The organism is Snuella lapsa (assembly GCF_039539345.1).
In the GTDB taxonomy this organism is placed as follows: domain Bacteria; phylum Bacteroidota; class Bacteroidia; order Flavobacteriales; family Flavobacteriaceae; genus Snuella; species Snuella lapsa.
In genome coordinates, this window is the sequence record NZ_BAABCY010000063.1 from 49,371 (window position 1) to 71,602 (window position 22,232).

Annotated in this window: 15 protein-coding genes; 12 read left to right on the top strand and 3 right to left on the bottom strand. The window is 37.3% G+C overall.

Going from position 1 to position 22,232, the window contains the following annotated elements; genetic code table 11:
- Positions 1-19: 19 nt before the first annotated feature.
- From ABD792_RS11495 to ABD792_RS11505, 3 genes are read right to left on the bottom strand one after another with little or no spacing between them, the layout of a single operon-like run.
- Positions 20-1,873, bottom strand: a complete 1,854-nt coding sequence (locus ABD792_RS11495) for an alpha-1,3-galactosidase-related protein (protein ID WP_345006203.1) — start codon at positions 1,871-1,873, stop codon at positions 20-22.
- Positions 1,874-1,918: 45 nt separating this feature from the next.
- Positions 1,919-3,928: a hypothetical protein gene (locus tag ABD792_RS11500; RefSeq protein ID WP_345006204.1), complete on the bottom strand. Its 2,010-nt coding sequence runs from the start codon at positions 3,926-3,928 to the stop codon at positions 1,919-1,921.
- Entirely contained in the window at positions 3,873-4,658 is a 786-nt protein-coding gene (locus ABD792_RS11505; protein WP_345006206.1) for a beta-galactosidase, read from the bottom strand. Before ABD792_RS11505 ends, ABD792_RS11500 begins: the two co-directional genes overlap by 56 nt.
- A gap of 333 nt (positions 4,659-4,991) precedes the next feature.
- Between ABD792_RS11505 and ABD792_RS11510 the strand changes: the two genes are divergently transcribed.
- The 12 genes from ABD792_RS11510 to ABD792_RS11565 all read left to right on the top strand — a co-directional run bounded on the left by ABD792_RS11510 (position 4,992) and on the right by ABD792_RS11565 (position 22,203).
- Positions 4,992-6,287 (top strand): serine hydrolase domain-containing protein, encoded by a 1,296-nt coding sequence (locus ABD792_RS11510; protein ID WP_345006208.1) that lies wholly within the window; start codon positions 4,992-4,994, stop codon positions 6,285-6,287.
- 40 nt (positions 6,288-6,327) lie between these two features.
- A complete protein-coding gene (locus ABD792_RS11515; RefSeq protein ID WP_345006209.1) occupies positions 6,328-7,446 on the top strand; it encodes a CNNM domain-containing protein in 1,119 nt (372 codons plus the stop codon).
- Complete coding sequence (locus tag ABD792_RS11520) at positions 7,446-7,919, top strand: methylated-DNA--[protein]-cysteine S-methyltransferase (RefSeq protein WP_345006210.1); 474 nt, start codon at positions 7,446-7,448, stop codon at positions 7,917-7,919. The genes ABD792_RS11515 and ABD792_RS11520 overlap by 1 nt, the downstream gene beginning before the upstream one ends.
- 65 nt (positions 7,920-7,984) lie before the next feature.
- Complete coding sequence (locus ABD792_RS11525; protein WP_345006211.1) at positions 7,985-9,139, top strand: serine hydrolase domain-containing protein; 1,155 nt, start codon at positions 7,985-7,987, stop codon at positions 9,137-9,139.
- Positions 9,140-9,220: 81 nt separating this feature from the next.
- Positions 9,221-11,425: a S41 family peptidase gene (locus ABD792_RS11530; protein WP_345006213.1), complete on the top strand. Its 2,205-nt coding sequence runs from the start codon at positions 9,221-9,223 to the stop codon at positions 11,423-11,425.
- 4 nt (positions 11,426-11,429) lie between these two features.
- Positions 11,430-12,143 carry a 3'-5' exonuclease gene (locus tag ABD792_RS11535; protein ID WP_345006215.1) on the top strand — a complete coding sequence of 238 codons (714 nt, stop codon included), beginning with the start codon at positions 11,430-11,432 and terminating at the stop codon, positions 12,141-12,143.
- Positions 12,144-12,232: 89 nt separating this feature from the next.
- On the top strand, positions 12,233-12,337 hold the full coding sequence (locus tag ABD792_RS11540; protein WP_345006243.1) for a GIY-YIG nuclease family protein: 105 nt from the start codon (positions 12,233-12,235) through the stop codon (positions 12,335-12,337).
- A gap of 270 nt (positions 12,338-12,607) precedes the next feature.
- Positions 12,608-14,287 carry an ABC transporter ATP-binding protein gene (locus ABD792_RS11545; protein ID WP_345006216.1) on the top strand — a complete coding sequence of 560 codons (1,680 nt, stop codon included), beginning with the start codon at positions 12,608-12,610 and terminating at the stop codon, positions 14,285-14,287.
- A gap of 385 nt (positions 14,288-14,672) precedes the next feature.
- Positions 14,673-16,637, top strand: a complete 1,965-nt coding sequence (locus tag ABD792_RS11550; RefSeq protein ID WP_345006217.1) for an acetoacetate--CoA ligase — start codon at positions 14,673-14,675, stop codon at positions 16,635-16,637.
- Positions 16,638-16,871: 234 nt separating this feature from the next.
- Positions 16,872-17,492: a cytochrome c nitrite reductase small subunit gene (gene nrfH, locus ABD792_RS11555; protein ID WP_345006219.1), complete on the top strand. Its 621-nt coding sequence runs from the start codon at positions 16,872-16,874 to the stop codon at positions 17,490-17,492.
- A complete protein-coding gene (gene nrfA / locus ABD792_RS11560; protein WP_345006221.1) occupies positions 17,482-18,963 on the top strand; it encodes an ammonia-forming cytochrome c nitrite reductase in 1,482 nt (493 codons plus the stop codon). Before nrfH ends, nrfA begins: the two co-directional genes overlap by 11 nt.
- Before the next feature lie 87 nt (positions 18,964-19,050).
- Positions 19,051-22,203 (top strand): cytochrome c biogenesis protein CcsA, encoded by a 3,153-nt coding sequence (locus tag ABD792_RS11565; protein WP_345006222.1) that lies wholly within the window; start codon positions 19,051-19,053, stop codon positions 22,201-22,203.
- The last annotated feature ends 29 nt before the right edge of the window (positions 22,204-22,232 follow it).

Consider the following 22,232-nt stretch of genomic DNA (forward strand, 5'->3'; position numbering starts at 1 on the left):
TTTATATACATTGCACCGATTATTGCTTGGTAATCGTATTATTCTCGACAATTGTATTGTCGCATTCACTAAAATAGAGCAAATCTTTAAGAGTTACATCTCTTGCAATATTAATACTGTTATTTGCAAACATAATACCATCAGTCCCCTTTGCTCCAACAAGGATTCCTGTAGCTAACTGAAACTGGTTATCGGTAATTTTAATGTTTTTGTGCACAAAAGCACCTTCTACAATTTCTGTATTCTCTGGATGTATATTAATTACTGGAGAACCACAATCTATAAACTTGTTATTCTTAACCGTTACATCCCGCACATAACCAGACTCAAACCAACTATTGGCATCGTCGGCTATTAAAATGGCACTCATATGTGTTTTTAGAAAGGTATTGTTTTCAATATGTACCTTGCCCCTGGTTGTTACTAAAATTCCTCGTGTGGATATGTGGTTTATGGTATTATCGACAACGGTTACATCTGGTGTCCATGTAACATTTTCTACAACATCATTAGGCTCCATATTGGCAGGCAAGGAACTATGTAGTGTGAGTTCCATATCGGTTGGATTGAGCAAAGTAGCCTCAACAACCGTGTTTTCAGAATAGGGCAGCAAACTAGTAGCCCTAATAAATTCAATTTTATCTCCTTTCTGGAAGGCCTTAAACCCATACGTTTGCGGATGCATAAAGCGAACCTTAATCTTATTATTGGCAAGTGCTTCTACTATTCGTAAATGGGTGCCATGCACATTAATGGCATCGTCGTTAGCAGCCGATAAAAACGCATTCTTTACTAAAATTTCGCCTTTGCATCCTGAAAAATGCAAAATATCGGCCCAAGCAGCACAGGTTCTACCCGAATCTTCTTTTGGAACCACCCGAAGCCCATCGAACGTAATGTTTTCACTAAACTGTGAAACAAACCCCATTCCGTGCATAAAATTAACATCTACATTTTTCCATACTATATCTTTACTGCCTTCTGTAAATATGGCTGCATAATCCCGAAAGGTATCGCGATTTTGATAGATAAGTCCTTCTTTAAAACCTGGGTTTTTATCAAAATGAATGGCTATTTTGTCGGGGGCTATTTTAGAAAACCGAAGTTTATCCAACGGTAATGTTTTTCTGGCTACGCGTTGATTCTTTCCGTCGAATACCTGAAACAGCCTGTATGCTTTATGTTCCCATCCTTCGCCTTTCCAAACCAACATACTATCAACAATATCAAACTTTGAATCTGCATGTATTTTAGCTTCGGCTACATGATCTTTTACGGTGGCAATTTCAAATTCTGAAACCGTGGGATGTTTATAATCAAAACTTATATTCTCAATTCGTATTGCTTTGGAGTTTTGAATACACGTTTCCATAGTCTTTCCCCTAAAGGCAATCTCGGCTCCCATACCATTAAGTACCACATGTTCGGCTTCCAACAAATAAAAAGCAACTGCTTTTAAAGCTTCTGGTGCATCGTTGGTGTTTGAAATATTAAATGCAGCCTTGTATGCTAACTCTGGATAAAAATTATAAACCCCTGAAGCAAACTTTACAGTGATAGGAGCTTCTTTAGTTCCTTTACCAGATAAAACCAAGGATGTTGTAAAATCTCCAGGTGATACAATTTCTATTGTATTCCCCTCGGTTAACAACAACTGATTAACTGGTTTGAACGACTTCCACGGCATTTCTTTCGATGTCCCCAGATTGGTATCCTTTCCATCGTTAGGGTCTATATAATAGGTTGTGTGGGGTTTTGACTCTTTTCGCTCTGCAATCGGTAAATAGGGGTTTTCTATTGGGGACAGTTCTTTTTTACCAGTACAACCCAAAACCACTAGCAATAGTAAAATCCTTAAGTATATTATTCTCATAGTTAGTTTTTATTCAGTTAAGTTAATATCATAATAAAGCGAATGCTAATCCAAGTTAACATAAAAACGATATTCAGGTTTTATCACGATGTTTTTTATTTGTGCGGTATCTATCTCGGAGGTATCGACGATTTTCTCAAAATAGATTTCTGGCTTATTGGTATTGAACGCTTCCACCCTAAGAACAATAGGGTTTCCCTGTAATACATCTACAAAGCGATCCAACCCTATAACCCAAGGTGCTCCATCAAACAAATAATCGCTAAAAAGTGTTTCGCCCAAGAAGGCATCAGCCCGATCGCCCACAAACGAAATATACAATCGCTGTGCTGTCCCATCTTCTTTAAGGGGCTGTAAAAGCTTTACTTCGTAATATGCCATTCGATCTTCTTTCTTCCAAGCAAATTGTGGCAAATTACCTGTACCCTGTTTTCCTAAAACCGCAACGGATTGTATGTTGTCCGCAGCGCTTTCCCAAGTGTTATCTGTTTGCCATGTTAAGCGGCTCCCGTTTTCGAGCAAAATCTCTACTTCTGCTATAAACTGTAAATTGGAAGTTTCCGATTCTATTTGAAGGGTATTATGCGACTGCCATTGTCCTTTAGGTAAAAGCACATTAAAATAATTTCCATTTTGAACCCGTTCCAAAGGGACTCCGTTTAAAAAAAGGTTAAACCCTGCTGAACCGGCACAACGTATAGTAGCCAATTTAACTTTGGACATAGAGGCATGCTCCATACTTTTACGTATTACACTTTTCCCACTTGTACTTTTTGCCTGAACCCAATGGGCATGTTCCATAGGGCGGTACTTAACCAAGGCTACCGGATGTTCATTAACAGTTTTTTTAAATTTGAATTCTGAGAATATCCCATCTTTATTAGTGGCTTTTTGCAAGTTGGGAAACACCAACAATTGGGTTTCATTACTTTCAGAAAATGCGGTTATCGTCTCATTTTCCATAAAAACACCCGACTCACTAAGTATCAGGTAATCTTGATTTTTTGCCTTTAATTTCCATATGGCATCAGACTGCGCTTCTGTTAATGTTAATACTTTTAAAACAGTACCATTTGTTTGTTCAACTTCAATAACACAATTGTTTCCGGGCTTAAGTTGAGACACAAAATATCCATGCTTTTCTTCCTTAACCATTCCATTGGCACAAGTCACCTTTTTAACCAATGCTTTATTAAAGTAATATTCGGCAGGTATGGCATCGTCTTCAAAAAACACCCAGAGATTGGTTTTCTTGTCGTTTAGCTTACATATTGGCTGGGTTGTCGCATACTTTAACTGTATTTCTCCCATAGCCATATTGAACGGCCATAAAAAATAAGCGCCATCTTGAATGGTTACTGGCTTACGGGGTAATTGTAATACTTCATTTTTTAATTTAATATGGAACTGAACATCTTTATAAGCCTTTCGCCTTTTTTTGTACAAATAGTTTGAGCAAAACAAAAAGCCTTGTTCGTCCTTTGAGCGAACTGCCCATTGTAAATTATCTGTATTATTGTTCGATGTTGGCAAATAGGCCACCATAGGAGCTAAATCGGAGCCAAAGTCGTTCATAAAATAATTGTACTTTTTAGTCTCGTTCATAACCGCCCCTAAAGTACCAAACTCCTTTAATGGAGCCTGGAAATCGTATGAAACCCTACTTGTAGACGACTCTAAAGTTGTTAATTTACCTATTTTATGGCTACCGCCGCTGTACATATAATAGCCCATTAAGTTGACCCCACAGCCCAACCTAAGGTTAATATTCTCACCCGCCATTTCTTCAGGCACAACAGGACGCCTATGGTAGAAACTAGGTGTTCCCAATCCCACTTCGCAAGTAAAATAAGGCGATTCTACTTCTTTAGAATTTAAGGACTGTACACCGCCTTCAATCGTTATTAAATCGGTACCAATGTTATCTGATAAGCGATTGTATGAGAAAAACTCAAAATTGCCTACAGGCAACTCATCATAACCTTTACTCCAGGGTGTTTCAATATAATAGCCAGCATATGGTATAACATCCTTTTTCGGATAATCGGAAGCCATCCAATGAGTCATCGAGTAAAGGGGGGGTATCTAACCCTACTTTAACAGCCATTTCCTTTAAGGCCATTAAATGGGGCACCACATGTTCTTTGGTTACATATTCATTTTCCAATTGAACGCCCATAATGGGACCACCATCTTTATACAGTAAACCTTCTACTTGCTCGTAAATAGCTTGATACCACTTTTGGGAATAGGCGAGATAAAGCGGATCGTTATAGCGCTTTCGAATGTGGGTCTTTTTCATTAACCAATCGGGGAGCCCTCCATTACGGCACTCGGCATTACAATAAGGGCCTATACGTAAATGCACCAAAAGCCCTATCTCTTCACATAGCTCTACAAAAGCTCTAATATTATTATTACCAGTCCAATCTAATTGTCCTTCTATTTCTTCATGGTAAATCCAAAGCAAATACGTACTTACAATGTTTACTCCCGACGCCTTCATTTTAAGCAACGTCTCTTTCCAGTACCTGTGATCGTAACGGCTAAAATGAAACTCTCCCATTACTGGAAGTAATGGCTCACCACCTTTAGTCAAGTACAGGCTATTAACCTTGATGTCCTCTCCCGACTTTCCCGGATGCCCCATATTGAAATCATTTATAAGGCTAGGATATTCCACTTGACTTAAATCGATATGATGATCCTGGGCAAATGCGTTCGGCACACCAATGATCATTAATAGTAATAAGACCACACTAAAGCAGCAATACTTTGTATTCATATTATTTACTTTTTATTCGTTCACATGTTTTAAGTAAAGCATATCCCCAAACCTAAGGCATAAATCCTATCCAAAACATGGACAAACACCTAATAACCATAGAGAATTTAACTATCTTCATCAAATAATTCAATCGTTTGAACAAATATATGTAAAGAGAATAGAATTATAGTATCGATGAAAAAGCAAACCATTTTGAAATTACTGATTAGCACTAAAAACCTGTTTAATAAAATCTATAAACACAAAAAATAAAGGAAGTGATAAACTAAAACAAGAATTATATTACCAAATTTATTCATTAAATTACAAGACTTTATTGACCCTGTAATAATGTCCAAAAAGCCGCTTCATATATTTCTTTACTTTCTTTTTACTTGCCTGGGTAGTCATGCCCAATTACAAAATGCCACGCCCGAGTCAGTTGGATTGGATACGCAATACATTCAAACCAAAGTAGATTCTATAATGACGCAGGGCATACAGCAACAGGCCTTTCCAGGGGCCCAACTGTTAGTAGCTAAGCAAGGTAAGATAATCTTCCACCAGTACTATGGGTACCACACCTACGACAGCATTCAAAAAGTAGCTCTAAACGATATTTACGATCTGGCTTCCGTTACAAAAATAATAGGGCCTTTACCTGCCTTAATGAAACTTTATGAAGAGGGAAAACTCGATTTAGATATACCTTTTAGCACCTACTGGAGGCCTTGGAGACATCTAAAAGACAAAAAAAACATTACGCTTAGAGAACTATTGGCCCACCAATCGGGTTTACAGCCCTATATTATTTTCTTAAATGAGGTACTTAGAGGGAACCATTTAAAAAAGCGCTTTGCGAGAAGTCGTATCTCCAGACGTTTCCCTAATGAAGCTTACCCGGGCATCTTTATAAACCGCCGCTTTAAGAAAAAGGTCTACCGAATGATCTCACGCTCCAAAGTTAACGACAAAAAGGAATATCTTTATTCAGGACTCGCCTCGTTAATTTATCCGGAACTTATTGAAAATCTATCCGGAATACCCTATACAACCTATCTTCAATCGCAATTTTTCACTCCGTTGGGATGTAATACTTTAGGATATCTACCCGCCAAAAAAGAGTTTAAAAACAATATTGTACCTACCGAGGTAGACACCTTGTTCAGAAAAGAGCTCACAAAAGACTGGGTTCATGATGAAAATGCCGCTCTTTTAGGTGGTATCTCTGGTAATGCCGGACTATTTGCAACCGCTAAAGATCTTGCTATTTTCATGCAAATGTATATGCAAAAAGGTGTCTACGCCAGCAAACGCTACTTCAAAGAAGAAACGGTCAACACCTTTATTAAAGTACAATACCCAGAAAACGGTAACCGCCGCGGACTAGGTTTTGACAAACCTCTTTTAGGTAACGACACTCTCGATTTAAAAGAGGCTTACCCCGCTCCCCAAGTAAGTTCTGAAAGCTTTGGTCATGCCGGGTTTACAGGTACCTTTGTCTGGGCCGATCCACAAAACAAACTGGTATTTATTTTCCTTTCCAACCGTGTGTATCCGTCAAGAACCCATAGTAATATTTATAACTTAAATATTCGTACAGAATTGCAACAAGTGTTTTACAAAGCACAAAAAACAACAAACTAATTCATAAATATTTTAGTATTTTAGTGCTTTAAAATAAACTATGGGCCTACTCGTTTTCTACGCTTTAATTTCTATCTTTTTTTCATTTTTATGTTCCATTCTAGAAGCTGTTCTGCTAAGTGTTACACCCACTTTTATTAACGTAAAAAAGAAAGAAGGCAAAGGATACGCTAACCATCTTGAACATTTAAAAAAAGATGTGGACAGACCTTTAATTGCCATACTTACCCTAAACACCATTGCACATACTGTTGGTGCTATCTTGGTTGGAGTACAGGCAAAAGTTGCTTATGCTGAGTTGTACGGCTCCCAAACCAAACAATTTATTGGAATCCGATTTACCGAAGATGTTATGGTAGGAATTGTTTCGACCATCATGACTGTTTTAATACTGGTAGCCTCAGAAATAATCCCAAAGACCATAGGAGCCACTTATTGGAAACAATTGGCAAACTTTACAACCAAAGCACTTCATGTTTTAATTTATCCGTTACAATATACTGGGATTCTTTGGCTCCTTCAGCTTACTACAAAACTAATTGGTAGTAAAGGTCATGGTAGTGTTCTTGATAGGGAAAACTTTCTAGCCATGACAGACATAGCTCATGAAGAAGGTGTTTTTCATGAAAACGAAAGCAAAGTAATAAAAAACCTCCTGACCTTTAAAGAAGTATTTGCTAAAGATATCATGACCCCCCGAACGGTTATGAAAACCGAAGATGAAACCACAACTGTTGAAGATTTTTTCAATAGAAATTTAAACCTTAGGTTTTCCAGAATTCCCGTTTATGTAAACGAACCAGACAACATTAAAGGTCTTGTTCTTAAAGACGATGTCTTTAAAGAAATGGCATTGAGCAACGGCTCTAAAAAGCTGTCGGACATTAAGCGAAACATTATTGTTGTTGTTAGAAACACCCCTATACCCAACCTTTTTGAACAGCTTATTGAAAGCAAAAACCATATGGCCCTGGTAGTAGATGAATACGGATCGGTAAGCGGTATTGTGACCATGGAAGATGTTATTGAAACACTCCTTGGATTGGAAATTATGGATGAAAGTGATACGATTTCAGACCTTCAACTTCTGGCCAGAAAAAGCTGGGAAGCCAGAGCTAAAAAGCTAGGAATCTTTGAAGACAAAGACCCCACGGACTAATGGACTCGTGCATTATTAAATCACCTATTGGCTATACAAAAATTAGTGGCAACACCGATGGAATTACCTCAATAACAGTTCTTGATTCTGAAGAAACCGTTACCGATATTATTCCCGAAACACTTCAAGATTGTGCATATCAACTCAAAGAATATTTTGAAGGCATTAGAAAAACATTTAGCCTAAAATTAAACCCAGAAGGCACTTCCTTTCAAAAGCAAGTATGGGACGAACTCCTTAAGATCCCATATAGCAAGACCACTACATATTTGGAGCTCTCCAAAAAACTGGGTGATGTTAAGGCCATCAGGGCAGTAGCAGGTGCCAATGGTAAAAATCCACTATGGATTGTTATACCCTGTCACCGCGTAATTGGCAGTGACGGTAGTTTAACTGGTTATGCCGGAGGTTTGCACCGTAAACAATGGTTATTGGAACACGAAAGCCCCTATAAACAACAATCTTTATTTTAGTTTAACATTAAAAGCCCGCATCTCCATTAGAATTAGTATATTTAGTTTCCGTAAACGTACTCCAAATGAAATTTCTTAGAAAACTTCTAAAATGGCTTTTAATTCTTTTCGGTTTGTTAATTATTATCCTGTACGCTACAGACACCGATTATCTATTAAAAGCCGTTAGAACCATTTATCTTAAAGGCCATACAACAGCATATCTGGAAGATTACAAAGAATTCGACAATCAAACTATTGAAACAGGCACACCGCAACCCTGGCCAAATCACAAAGACTATAACTCAGCAGCAACAACAACAAAACTAAATCAGGTAAATGCCGAATGGGGAACCATTGCTTATGTGATTATAAAGAATGATAGCATTTGGTTTGAAGATTATTACGACGGCTTTAACGAAGACTCTCAATCCAATTCCTTTTCCATGGCTAAAAGTTACGTGTCGGGTTTAATGGGAAAAGCCATTATGGACGGCTACATTATAAGCTTGGATCAGCCAGTAAGTGATTTTCTGCCCGAGTTTAGCGAAAGGCTGGCTGCAAAAATGACCGTAGGAGACCTCTCGAGCATGGCTTCTGGCACCAACTGGGATGAAGCCTATTACTCACCGCTTTCCATAACAACCCGTGCCTATTTTGACGACGACCTGGCCAAGGTAATCCTCGGACTAAAAGTGGTTAACGAACCCGGAAAAGCTTTTAAATATGCCAGCGGAGATACCCAAATGCTTGCTATGGTTATCGAAAAAGCAACTGGTAAAAAAATGTACAACTATCTTGAAGAAAGTTTTTGGAAACCTTTGGGCTGTGAAAACCCAACTCTTTGGCAAGTAGACAGTAAACAACATGATCTGGTTAAGGCTTATTGCTGTATAGCCAGTAATGCTAAGGACTTTGCACGTTTTGGGAAACTGTATAAAGATCATGGCAAATGGAATGGCAAACAGTTATTGGACTCGGCTTTCGTTACCAAAAGTATAACGCCACGCTTTAAAGAAAGTCCGCAATACGGGTATGGGTGGTGGATGAAAAATGTTATAGGTAAACATTTTTTTATGATGCGAGGCCACTTGGGGCAATACGTTATGGTACAACCAGAAGATAATGTAATTATTGTTCGCTTAGGACATAAAAAATCACCCGATCAAGCAGGCGACTTCACCTCTGATATTGATATCTATATTGAAGAAGCCTATAACATGTTGAATAGCAAATCATAATATTTTGTTATTTAACATTTTGTTTGGCTGTAGGAATTTTATTTGTATTTTATTTGATTGAATTAGCATCAATCAGTCATCATGAAAAATACCCTTTTACTGCTATTATTAGCATTCTCATCTTGTTACGGTCAAACCAATAAGAAGTTTAATTTAGATTTTGAAACCTACAACCCATTTATCCAACTCTCTAAAGATTGGTTTAAATGGGGAGATTACCCTTTAAGCGTTGACACTATAACGGTACATTCAGGTAAATTCTCAGGAAAAATAAAATCTAACAACAACCATAATACCTTTGGATCCATAGCCTATAGAATCCCTGCAAACTATACAGGGAAATCCATTAAGCTTGAAGGCTACATGAAAATTAAAAATGTTGAAAATGGATTTGCGGGTTTATTACTCAGAATAGATGGCAATAGGGAAATATTAGCATTTGATAATATGGAGAACCAAAACATTCATGGTACAAAAGACTGGCAGAAATACACTGTAAAATTACCGTTATCGGAAGGCGCAAAAACTATTTTTGTTGCAGGAATAATGTCCGGTTCTGGAGAAGCATGGTTTGACGATTTTGTTTTAACTATAGACGGTAAAGACATTCAAACTTTAAAAGAAATAGAAAAACCTATCCTAAAAGCAACCTTAGACCATGAGTTTGATTCAAATTCGAAAGTTAACTTTCCCGAACTTAATGAAACCCTAGTCACAAATTTAGAATTATTAGGCAAGATCTGGGGGTTTTTAAAATACCACCATCCCGAAATTGGCAAAGGCAATTACAATTGGGACTTTGAACTATTCCGTATGCTCCCAAAATATTCGGATACTAAAAGCACTTCCGAAAGAGACCAAATACTTCTTCAGTGGATTGAAAAATATGGAGATATAAATATTTGTAAGGACTGCAAAGAAACAGCTCCAGAAGCCTTTTTAAAACCAGACATATCTTGGATTAATGAGTTTGGCATGAGTACACAATTAATAAACAAAATAAAGTATATCTACAAGAATAGACATCAAGGAGAGGGTTTTTATATTGGAACCGACGGTTACGAACGCATCAAATTTTTAAATGAAAATCATTATTACAGCATGTCTTATGATGACAGTGGCTTTAAACTATTAGCACTTTATCGTTACTGGAACATGATTCAATATTTTTTTCCTTATAAGCATTTAACCGATAAAAACTGGAATACTGTTCTGAAAGAATACATTCCAAAATTTATCAACTCTAAGAATAAATTGGAATATGAACTCGCTTGCATTGCGTTAATAAGCGATATAAATGACACACATGCAACCACTTCTGTAGGATTCAGTACTGTGCAAAATATTCGCGGAAAATATTATCCGCCCTTTAGAGCTCAATTTATAGAAGACCAACTAGTGGTAACCGACTACTACAATCCCGAACTAAAAGATGTTTCCAATATCAATATTGGCGACATAATAACCCATATTAATCATAGACCTGTTCAATCTATAATTGATAGTATCAGTCCTTATTACCCAGCTTCAAATAACGTTGCAAAAATAAGGGACATTGCTAAAGACCTTTTACGGTCCAGTAAAAAAGAAATACGTCTTGATTACATCTCTAACCATCAAAAAAAACAACACCAATTACCTCTTTATATAGAAAGTGATTTGAATACGCGGTGGTACAAATGGACGGGAGAGCCATGCTTTAAGCTTTTAGAAGATAATATAGGTTATATAACTTTAGAATTCATTGGAAAAGAGGATATCCCTAACATTAAAGAAACTTTTAAAAACACCAAGGGGATTATCATTGACATTCGTAACTACCCCTCAACTTTCGTTCCTTTTACATTAGGCTCCTATTTTGTTTCTGACAACACGCAATTTGCTAAATTCACATATGGAAACATAAACAACCCAGGCGAATTTAACTTTAAAAGTGGGGATATAATCACCAAACCCGATGAAACCTACAAAGGCAAATTAGTTGTTTTGGTTAATGAAGATTCACAGAGTCAATCTGAATATACCGCTATGGCATTCCGATCAGGAGACAATACTACCATTGTAGGTAGCACGACTGCTGGCGCCGACGGAAATGTATCTTCACTATATCTACCTGGCGGCTTATTAACCAGAATTTCCGGCATTGGCGTTTATTATCCCGATAGCACAGAAACGCAACGCGTAGGCATAATACCAGACGTAGAAGCAAAACCAACCATAAAAGGCGTTAAAGAAGGCCGAGATGAAGTTTTAGAAAAAGCAATAGAAATTATAAACAACAATTAATGTTATGATATCTAAACTTAATTTGGAAAATATACTCTTTCTGGACATTGAAACCGTTCCTGAAACACAGCATTTTACGGATTTAGACTCAACAAAAAAACTCCTATGGGAGCAGAAAACACAATACCAGCGTAAAGACGAATTTACCCCCGAAGAATTTTATGATCGTGCCGGTATTTGGGCCGAATTTGGTAAGATCGTTTGTATATCAGTTGGTCATTTTAGTTTTCAAGCGGAGGATAGAACCTTTCGGGTAACATCATTTCATGGAGATGAAATACGCCTACTAAAAGACTTTAAAAATTTACTGATCTCGCATTTTAGCCAAACAAAACATTTGCTCTGTGCACATAATGGAAAAGAATTCGACTTTCCCTATATTGCCCGACGTATGATAATAAACAACATCGAATTACCCTATAAACTTAATCTATTTGGAAAAAAACCTTGGGAAGTACCGCATTTGGACACTCTTGAGCTCTGGAAGTTTGGCGACTACAAAGCCTACACCTCCCTAAAACTACTTACCAATGTTTTGGGTATACCATCCCCTAAAGACGATATAGACGGAAGCGAAGTATACCGTGTATATTACGAAGAACAGGACATAGATCGCATTATTATATATTGTGAAAAAGACACCATTGCCGTAGCGCAAATATTATTACGCCTTAGAGGAGATAAGCTCTTAACAGATGATGAAATTAAACATATATAAACTTTCGTTTCTCGTCCTAATGAAACCATTGTCAGTTCGAGCGGAGCCAAGAACTCAAAGAAAACATTATGAAATTCTATCATGCATACATGTTAAAATGCAATGATAACACCCATTACGTAGGATTTACATCTAGTTTAGAACAACGCCTAAAGCAACACAAAATGGGAGTATATCCAAACTCCTATACATAAAAAGAAGACCTTTAAAACTAAACCAGTATGGAATCAATGTTTTACAGAACCAAGCCAAGCAATAAGCTTCGAAAAGAAAATAAAAAATTGGAGTAAAGCTAAGAAAGAAGCTTTAATAAAAGGTAAGTTTAATTTGCTACCTTTACTTTCAGATTGCAAAAACAATTCTCATCATAAGAACATAGGTCTCGACTCCGATCGACCTGACAAAAAGAAGTGATTATTTGTATAATTCTCTGTTCAATTAGAGTTGGGAACAAAGCTATGACTATGAAATCAAACCCCATTTTAAGCATTAAAGACCTCTCTATTTCTTTTGGGAGCAACGAAGTCATTCATAGCGTTTCGTATCACCTCAATAAAAATGAAATACTGGGTATTGTTGGCGAATCCGGATCGGGAAAATCGGTGTCGTCCCTAGCTATTTTGGGGCTGCTCCCCAAAAAGATTTCAAACATAACATCAGGGAGCATTGTTTATAACAATACGGATTTAACAACACTTTCCTCTAAAGATTTTCAACATATTCGTGGCAAAAAAATTGCCATGATATTCCAGGAGCCAATGAGTTCTTTAAACCCTTCCATGACATGTGGCAAACAAGTTCTGGAAATTTTATTGCAACATACAGAGTTAACACAAGAACAGGCAAAAAATGAAACCATAGCCCTTTTTGAACAAGTAAAACTACCACACCCCAAACGTATTTACAAGGCCTATCCACATGAAATATCGGGCGGCCAGAAACAACGGGTTATGATAGCCATGGCCATTGCCTGTAAACCCGATATATTAATTGCAGATGAGCCAACGACTGCCTTAGACGTAACTGTACAGAAAGATATTATTACACTCCTTAAAAGTTTACAGGAGCAAACAAAAATGAGCATCATTTTTATAACCCACGATCTGGCATTAATTTCGGAAATAGCCAATCGTGTTCTGGTTATGTACAAAGGCGATATTGTAGAACAAGGGAATGTAAATACTATTTTTAAGACACCCCAGCACAACTACACAAAAGCCCTTATTAACTCAAGACCCTCTTTAAAAACACGGTTAAAACTACTACCCACCATTAAAGATTACCTGAACCATACAATTAAGCATGATATTATAAGTCCCGAAGAGCGGAAAGCCAGACATAAAAAACTATACAACCAACAACCTTTACTCGAAATTATTAACTTGGAAAAAGAATACATCTCCAAATCGGGGTGGTTTACAAAACCGAAATCCTTCAAAGCCATAAATAATGTTAGCTTTAAAGTATACGAAGGAGAAACCTTGGGGCTTGTTGGAGAATCCGGCTGTGGAAAATCAACCTTAGGCAATGCTATTCTTCAACTAGACAAAGCCACGTCGGGGCAAATCCTATATAAAGGCACCGATATAACCAAGCTATCTCGTTCGGCAGTAAAAACCCTCCGTAAGGACATACAAATAATCTTTCAGGATCCTTATGCGTCTTTAAACCCCAGAATACCTGTAGGGGAAGCAATAATGGAACCTATGAAGGTACATAAACTCTTTAACTCTAATAAAGAGCATAAGAATAAAGTCATCGACATATTAAACCGCGTAGGTTTGTCTGAAGCCCACTTTAACAGATACCCCCATGAATTCTCTGGTGGACAAAGACAACGTATAGGCATTGCCAGAACCATAGCCTTACAACCTAAATTAATTGTTTGCGACGAATCGGTTTCGGCCCTTGACATTTCGGTCCAAGCCCAAGTCTTAAACTTGTTAAATGAGCTTAAGGAACGTTTCGGATTCACTTATATTTTTATATCACACGATCTGGCCGTTGTAAAGTACATGGCCGACCAACTACTAGTAATGAACAGGGGACAAATTGAAGAATTAGATGATGCGGATATCATTTACAAGAATCCCCAAAAAGCTTACACTAAAAAGCTAATAAACGCAATTCCAAAAGGCTTATAATGTAAAAACTTTTTTAGTCAAGTACAGCAAACCTTTAAAAAACTGTATCTGCTCTCGCAACGTTTCTTTGAATTTGCTGTCTTCATTTGTAGGTTGTTCAGGTAGATTTGTTGCAAAATTCATAAGCCTTTAAGTTTATGGTAGATTTGGGGAAATCTATAATTATTTAGGTTTCTTTGGGGACTGTAAATATGAAACATTTTTTTTAAAATATCGGATTAAAAACATATTAAATCGATGAAATGCATTATTTTTTAACATTTAATCCATTTGAATGACCAATTATATGACCAATTTAAGCCTTTACTTTTTCTTTCATTATGCAAAATCAATACGCTTTTGATTGAAGATTGCTTATATTTAATACCAATTTTTATAAAATAAAATGTCAGACAATAAACTATGGGAAGGCTCAACATCTTTTAAAGAGAAGAGCCATTTATTTAAATATCGAAACTGGTTAGCAGAGAACCACAACTTACATTTTAGTACCTACGAAGAAATATGGCAGTGGTCTGTTGATAATATTGGTGTTTTTTGGGAAAGCCTATGGAACTATTTTGACATCATCTCATACCACCCTTACGATACCGTTCTGGAAATGACAACCATGCCAGATTTTAAATGGTTTAATGGCGCCCGTTTAAATTATTCTGAACATATCTTCAGACAAGCAACTCCAGACCAAACAGCCATTATCTTTGGAAACGAACAAGGCGATTACTTAGAATTGTCCTGGAAAGACTTAAAAAAGAAAGTAGCATCTATGGTTGCTTACTTGAGATCTATAGGGATTACGAAAGGAGACTGCGTAGTGGCATTTTTACCCAATGTCCCAGAGGCTACGATTTCTTTTCTGGCCGTTAACGCTATTGGAGCCATCTGGTCCAGCACATCTCCTGATTTTGGAGCAGAAAGTGTTATAGATAGGTTTGCCCAAATAAAACCCAAGGTATTTATAACCGTAGATGGCTATTATTATAACGGCAAACCATATGACAAAACAATCATTGCAAATAACATTGCAAATGCACTACCAACCCTAAAAAAGGTTATTGTCCTGCCTTATTTAAACAAAGAAATAAATTCAGGTTTTAGTCAAGATTCTGTACACATAAATACCATTTTTAATACTGATGGTGGCGAACTGACTTTTGAACCTGTAGACTTTAACCACCCCATATGGGTGCTCTATAGCTCAGGAACCACAGGTATACCCAAAGCCATTGTACACTCCCACGGTGGCGTTTTGTTAGAACACTTAAAATACATGGCTTTCCATAACGACGTACATAAAGGAGAACGCTATTTTTGGTATACCACAACTGGCTGGATGATGTGGAATTTTTTACAATCTGCCATGTTAATGGGAGCATCTATTGTTTTATACGATGGTTCGCCAACGCATCCTGATTTTTACAAACTATGGAAGTTTTCAGAAAAAATTAAGATTAATCATTTTGGTACCAGTGCGCCATTTTTGGTAGCTAGCATGAAAAACAAGATTGTTCCGAAAAATCAATGTAATCTGTCCTCAATTCGTTCCCTAAGTTCAACCGGAGCACCCTTACCATACGAAGCATTTGAATACGTTTATTCCAACATAAAATCCGATGTATGGCTATGCTCTATGGCTGGCGGCACGGACGTTTGCACTGCTTTTGTTGGCGGCACGCCTTTTTACGCTGTCCATTCTGGCGAAATACAATGCAGAGCCTTGGGGGTTTCCCTTTATGCTTATAACGATACTGGACAAGAGGTAGAGGACGATCTGGGTGAAATGGTTATTGACAAACCCATGCCGTCCATGCCTATTTACTTTTGGAATGACCCTGACAATGTGCGCTATAAAGCAAGTTACTTTGAGCATTTCCCAGGAAAATGGCGCCATGGCGATTTTATTAAAATCAATTCAAAAACAAACGGTCTGGTTATATATGGAAGATCAGACGCAACATTAAATCGTCACGGTATCAGAATAGGCACCAGTGAGATTTATAGAAGTATCAATAAAATAGATACCATTGAAGATTCTTTAATCGTTAACTTAGAGCTTGAAGGAGGCAATCACTATATGCCTTTATTTGTAAAGATGAAACCCACGCATACATTAACCGACGCAATACGAACGCAAATCAATCAACATCTCAAAAAAGAATATTCCCCCAGGCATGTTCCCGACCAGATCATTGAGGTTACGGATATTCCGTATACAATAAGTGGGAAAAAGATGGAAGCCCCTATTAAAAAGATTTTATTAAAAATGCCAATAGAAAAATCCATTAATCTCGATTCTATGAAAAACCCCGAATCAATTGCTTTCTTTATTGAATTTGCAAAAGGAATCTAATTTTTTATAAAGTAAATAGACTAAAACAACATTAACAACCAACACTAATAAAACCAATATTTCACCCCCAATAACAGACTATTTTTTGATTAAATAATGACATAAATCATATTTTATTCAATGCTTATTATAGAATATTGTAGCGTCCTTTTGACGCTTTAAGACAATTAATTTTTCTATAAAAGTAAAGGAATAGCAGAAAGTAAAAAATATGTATTTTTAAAATGTACAATCTTGGAAAAACTTAAAAACATATTACCACAAAAAAACTCCAACTGGCGTGTTACTGCAGTATTCCTAATAGCAATTATGATAGGCTTGGGCTTATTTATGGCTAAAGAGGCAGAAGTAGTCTCATACATGTCAGACGATCCCAAAGCCTGTGTAAATTGCCATGTAATGACACCTGTTTACAATAGCTGGATGCACAGCTCGCATAGAGAATGGGCCTCTTGCAACGATTGCCACGTTCCCCACAACAACATAGCAAACAAATACTATTTTAAGGCTAAAGATGGTTTATTCCATGCTTCTGTGTTTACACTGAGAGCCGAACCCGAAGTTATGTTTATGCGCGAAGCCTCCCAAGAAGTTGTACAGGACAACTGTATAAGATGCCATGTCCAACAGGTAACGCAAACTAAGTATGACGGATGGATTGACACCCATAGTGCCAATAGAACAGAAAGACACTGTTGGGAATGCCACCGTGAAGTACCACATGGTCGTATTCATGGTATTTCAACAATAAAGAACAACATAGCACCTATCCCGACCGATTCAGAAGAAACGGTAATTCCAGAATGGTTAGAACAAAAAATTAATCAAGATAAACAAGCACCTCATGAAAAATAAAGTTTTATTTGTAGTTACAGTTATCGTTGTTTTCCTATTGGGATTACTCGCGTCGAGTATTATCAACAGAAAAAATGAAGCTAAATACAAGTACGTTCCACAAGTTAACATTGGCGAGAACGAACCCAGAAACAAGGTTTGGGGCGAAAACTTCCCAAAAGAATACCAATCATATATCCAAACTGCCGATACGAGTTTTACTTCCTATCAAGGAGGCTCTAGTATGAGGGATGTTTTAGAAGAAGACCCTAATCTGGTTGTTTTATGGGCAGGATATGGTTTTTCAAAGGACTACAATCAAGGACGAGGCCACTATTATGCAGTTGAAGATATTCATAACACTCTTAGAACAGGAGCCCCTAAAGGCCCTGGGGATGGCCCAATGCCAGCAACATGTTGGACCTGTAAAAGCCCGGACGTTCCCCGTTTAATGAACGAACACGGTATTGAAGCGTTTTATAAAGGAAAGTGGGCAGACAAAGGTGAAGAGGTTGTAAACCCTATAGGTTGTGCCGATTGTCATGATTCTAAAACCATGAAACTAACCATAACCAGACCTGCCCTCATCGAAGCCTTTCAATCCATGGGTAAAGACATAAATAAAGCAACACATCAAGAAATGCGTTCATTGGTATGCGCCCAATGCCATGTAGAATATTATTTCAACAAAAACTTACCTGGCAAAGAAGGTATGCCATATCTTGTATTTCCTTGGAAAAATGGTATGTCTGTAGAAGACATGGAGAAATATTATGACGAAATAGCATTTTCGGATTGGACTCATAAACTTAGTAGAGCCCCCATGTTAAAGGCTCAACACCCAGGATACGAAACGTACTTAACAGGGGTACATGCCGACAGAGGTGTTTCTTGTGCCGATTGTCATATGCCTTACAAAAGTGAGGGCGGGCAAAAATTTACCGACCACCACATACAATCTCCGTTAAACAATATTGCCAATGCTTGTCAAGTTTGCCACAGAGAAGAAGCAAGTAAACTTGCCCAAAATGTATACGAGCGTCAGCGTAAAGCAAATGAAAACAGGCTTAAATTGGAAGGCTTTCTTGTTAAAGCGCATATAGAAGCAAAAAAGGCTTGGGATTTAGGGGCTTCAGAAGATCAAATGAAAGACATTCTTTTAGATATCCGACACGCCCAATGGCGATGGGATTATGCTGCTGCTGCACATGGCGCTTCATTCCATTCACCTGTTGAAACGGCTCGTGTTATTGGAAGTGGTTTAGAAATTGTTCAAGAAGGCCGATTAAAACTCGCCCGTCTTTTAGCCGACTTAGGGCATAATGCTCCCGTAGAAATGCCAGATATATCATCTAAAGAAAAAGCACAAGCATATATTGGATTGGATGTAGAAAAACTAAATAGCGACAAAGAAGTGTTTTTGAAAACCGTTGTTCCTGAATGGCTCGAAAAAGCTAAAGATCGTGAAGCAAAAATGACTCTTCAACCGTAAAAACAATCGCATACTTCAATTATCCTAAGGTGTAAAGAAAGCCTTTTCATAAAGCTTCTTTACACCTTTTAAAATTAGAATTCTGGAATGAAATTTCTATTTAAATTAATAACCTCTACCCGGGTAGCCCTAATGGTATTATTGGCATTTGCTACAGCCATGGCCATAGCTACTTTTATAGAAAACGATTATGGCACTACCACAGCCTGGGCATTAATTTACAATACTTGGTGGTTTGAGCTACTCATGGTTTTACTATGTTTTAACTTTATTGCCAATATCTTCACTTATAAATTATACAGAAAAGAGAAATGGGCTGTTTTACTATTCCATTTAGGCTTTATTGTTATTATTATTGGAGCTGGTATTACGAGATTTACTTCTTATAGTGGCATTATGCGAATCAGAGAAGGAGCAGCCTCCAATACCATTATTTCTGATGTTAATTATCTTCGATTAACACTAAGTAATGGGTCTGAAACAAAATCGATCGAAAAACGAAAAAATTTTTCAGCAGCAAAAGACAACACATTTACACTAAACACCCATTTTAATAATATACCCATTTCTGTATCATTTGAATCTTATATTCCTGATGCCCTACCAGTAATTAAACCAAATAGCGAAAATGGCTCACCCCTACTTGAAATAACTGTTGCGGGAGATAATGGCAAAGAGACCATATTCCTAAAAAAGGGTGAAGTACAATCCATAGGAAGCCATCAGCACAAAATTGGTTTTGAGGGCAATTCAGAAAATACCATTGATATTCACGAACATAATGGAGAACTAGCTCTTATCGCTCCACAAACTATTGACTTTTTCATTATGGCTTCCCAGAAAGCTGGTACTTTGGTCAAAGACAGTTTACATCCCATTGAATTAAAGACCCTATACCGCTCAGGCGATTTTTCTTTTGTACCACTGGCATACCACCCTAAGGGGGAGATTGTTTTGAAAAGTGGCACAGAAAACCAGAAAGAGAATGACAAAAACCTTGATGATGCTATTTTAATATCTGTAAGTGCCCAAGGTGAAAAAAAGACAGTTCCTATTTTGTATCGCGAAGGTTTTTTACCTACTGAACATCCTGTTAAAATTGGAAATCTTGACGGAAGTATATCCTATGGTGCTAAAAAATTACACACCCCTTTTTCCATTCATCTAAAAGACTTTCAGCTAGAACGTTACCCTGGATCTACCAGTCCATCGTCTTATGCTAGCGAGGTTGTAGTAGTTGACGATCATCAAAAATTACCTCATAGAATTTTTATGAACAACGTTCTTGACTATGAGGGATATCGCTTTTTTCAAGCCAGTTATGATTCTGATGAGCTGGGAACTGTGCTCTCCGTTAACCACGACCGTCCAGGAACTTACACCACCTATTTAGGATATTTTCTTATGAGCATCGGTATGTTTTTCACACTATTCGGAAAAGGCACCAGGTTCCAAGCAGTTAACAAAAAACTAAAGAAACTAAAAACAGTAAGTTCGCTTTTTATTGCTATAGCGTTGTTTTTAGGAAACGATACCAATCTGTTTTCTCAAACGCCTTCTTCAGATGTTACTTCTCAACAAATCATAAGCGAAAATCATTCTAATAAATTCGGACGGCTTTTAGTACAAGATCTCGACGGGAGGATAAAACCTATGCATACGTTAGCTTCAGAGTTTTTGAGAAAGTTGTCTGGCAAACTTTACTACAAATTTCACCAACCAGACGGAACGACCTCCAGAATGGATGCCAATCAAACTTTTTTGGCCATGCATACAGCTCCAACCATTTGGCAAAATATCCCAATCATTAAAATAGATCAGAAAAAAGGTGGTGACTTATTTAATAGTTTTAGCCCAAATAATGAAAATCTTATTAGCTTCAAAGACCTTCTACAGAGCGATGGCTCTTATTTATTATCGGAAGCAGTAGAAATTTCCAATCAAAAGAAACCTGCAGAACGATCAGAATTCGACAAAGAAATTTTAAAAGTGGACGAGCGCTTCAACATTCTGTACAATGTGTTTTCGGGTAATTACTTTAAAGTTTTCCCAAACAAACTCGACACGAACAATACCTGGTTTAGCTACAATCATCACTTTAATGATTTTCCTGAAGAGGATGGTAAATTTGCCAAAACCATTACCCAAGCTTATTTTAAAGACATCCTTTCTAAACAATGGCATGAGGCTGATGAAAAACTAGCTTATATAAGTACCTATCAAAAAGAACTGGGAAAAGAGATCATCCCTTCGGACAAACATATAGAAGCCGAATTGTGGTACAACAAAATGAATCTTAATTTTTGGTTATTTCAGTATTTTTTTTCCCTTGGTCTCTTAGCCCTTATAATAGCAATCACCAAAATATTTAGCCAAAAAAAAGCACTCCTCTATTTATGGAATACGCTTATAATATTATCGCTAATAGGGTTTCTTGTTTTTGGCGGCAACATAATATTAAGATGGTATGTTGCCCAACATGCTCCATGGAGTAATGGTTATGAAATGCTCATCTTTGTTGCTTGGTGTGTTCTTTTGTGCGGTATAGTTACCTACAAAAAATCGGACTTCACACTACCTCTTGCAACATTGTTTGGAGGTGCACTCCTTTTTGTTAGTTATCTCGATTGGCTTAACCCCGAAATAACCAATTTAATGCCAGTCCTTAAATCGTATTGGCTTAAGATACATGTAGCGACTATTGTTAGTAGTTATGCGCCTTTAGCACTTGCAGCCCTGATTGCCGTTATGGCCTTACTTTTGTTTTTATTTGGAAACAAAAACAATAACGCCTTAAATGTCAAAATAAAGGAACTTACCTATATAAGTGAACTAGCAATAACTATCGGACTTTTTCTCTTATCCATTGGTACATTTCTGGGGGGCGTATGGGCAAACGAATCATGGGGGCGCTATTGGGCCTGGGATCCAAAAGAAACGTGGGCTCTCATAAGCATGATGGTATATGCAGTTATATTGCATTTACGACTTATTCCTGGTTTAAAAAGCGCCATAACACTGCACATTGCCGCTATGTTTGGATTTTGGTCTATTATCATGACCTCTTTTGGAGTCAATTATTACTTATCCGGACTACATAGTTATGCGGCAGGCGATCCATTGCCCATTCCAGACTTTGTATATTATATTGTTACTTTTATGTTACTTCTGGCTTTGTCCGTGGTTATAAAAAACAGAAAAACGAAGCACCTCAACAAGTCAAATCAAAATATCTTATAACTACAAAGCGAAAAATACTTACAAGAGCA